This window comes from Bradyrhizobium sp. Unk1 (genome assembly GCF_059512345.1).
In genome coordinates this window covers 1-1,580 of the sequence record NZ_JCAMOP010000160.1, presented here as the reverse complement: position 1 = coordinate 1,580, position 1,580 = coordinate 1, and the positions used below count along the sequence as shown (strand labels likewise).

2 pseudogenes are annotated in these 1,580 nt (G+C 59.6%); one reads left to right on the top strand and one right to left on the bottom strand.

The features are described 5' to 3' along the window. A pseudogene (locus tag AC5ZFO_RS47860) lies at positions 1-911 on the top strand (IS3 family transposase); the annotation flags it as partial. A 335-nt stretch (positions 912-1,246) separates the two neighbouring features. Here the strand turns inward: AC5ZFO_RS47860 and AC5ZFO_RS47855 are convergent. Then, a pseudogene (locus tag AC5ZFO_RS47855) lies at positions 1,247-1,454 on the bottom strand (cold-shock protein). Positions 1,455-1,580: the final 126 nt, after the last annotated feature.

Below are 1,580 nucleotides of genomic sequence, written 5' to 3'. Positions count from 1 at the left end.
GGTCGGGATGGCGAGGCGGCCCACGAACTGGAGGTCGAGAAGCTCCACGCCAAGATCGGACAATTGACGGTCGAGCGAGATTTCTTAGCCAGGAGGTCCGGAAGATGAGCGCGCCGGATCGCCGAGGATTGCTTCAGCGCGATCATGAGAGTCTATCGATCCGCCGGCAATGCCAACTGCTGAGCGTTGCGCGATCGAGCGTATATCGGCCGCCGCGGCCGGCCAATGACAACGACCTTGAGCTGATGCGACGGATCGACCAGCTGTTCACGGCCTGGCCGTTCCTGGGCTCGCGGCGGATGACGGCGATGCTCAATGGCGAAGGCTGTCGCATCAATCGCAAGCGCGTGCAGCGGTTGATGCGCAAGATGGGCATCGCGGCGCTGGGACCAAAGCCCAGAACCACAAAGCCGGCGCCGGGACACAAAATCTTCCCGTATCTCTTGCGCCATATGGTGATCGACCGGCCAAATCAAGTGTGGGCGGCCGATATCACCTATGTGCCGATCGGCCAGGGCTTTCTATATCTGGTGGCGATCATCGATTGGGCGAGCCGTGCGGTGCTGGCTTGGCGCCTGTCGAACACGATGGACACATCGTTCTGTGTGTCTGCGCTCGAAGAGGCCTTGGCGCGCTTCGGCCGGCCTGAGATCTTTACCGACCAGGGCAGCCAGTTCACAAGCGCCGCCTTCACCGGCACGCTGGCAGCCACCGGCGTCAGGATCTCGATGGACGGTCGCGGCCGCTGGATGGACAACGTGTTCATCGAGCGGCTGTGGCGCTCGCTCAAATACGAGGACATCTATCTCAAGGGTTATTCGGATGGCCACGAGGCCAAAGCCGGAATCGCCCGATGGATCGAGTTTTACAATTTCCAGCGCCCCCATCAGGCGCTGGAAAACCGCGCGCCGATGGCGGTCTGGCGGGCAGGTGTCACCGGCGCATTCGGCGAAGAGGCTGTGGATATGACGCTTCTCGCAAGCGAGAAGCTTGGACAACGCTGCGCGTTGCCCACATCCCCACAGCCACGACAGCAGCAAGCAACAGTGGCGTAAAGTATCGGGAAGAACGAACGGCAGCAAGCTCCACTTAAGAAACCAGACCCGGTGGTCCTCAGCATAGGGTCCACTTCACAAACACCCCCATGATATGCCGCCTTTCCGATTCCCGCCGTCACCAACTTTCAGCGATAGCTCCCTGCTCGTCTTGGCAATTTTTGCCGGAGACCTATCACCGGCGGACGTGATCAGACCCGCAGGTTTTCAGCGCTGCTCTTGCCACGCTTGGGGGCGACTTTGACTTCGTAAGAAATCTTTTGGCCTTCTGCCAAACCAGAGAGTCCAGCGCGTTCTACGGCGCTAATGTGGACAAAGATGTCGTTTCCGCCGTCATCTGGAGCGATAAATCCATACCCCTTTTTGGACATTGAACCACTTCACAGTACCTGTTGCCATACGATCACTTCCTTTGCCGCCGCACCCAGTCCATACGCTGGTGGGTAAGGGTGCCAGAAACAGAGCAACCGGCGTGCCGGACCGAAAATGCTGATCCTACAGGGATGGCGAGCATCGGGTCGACGA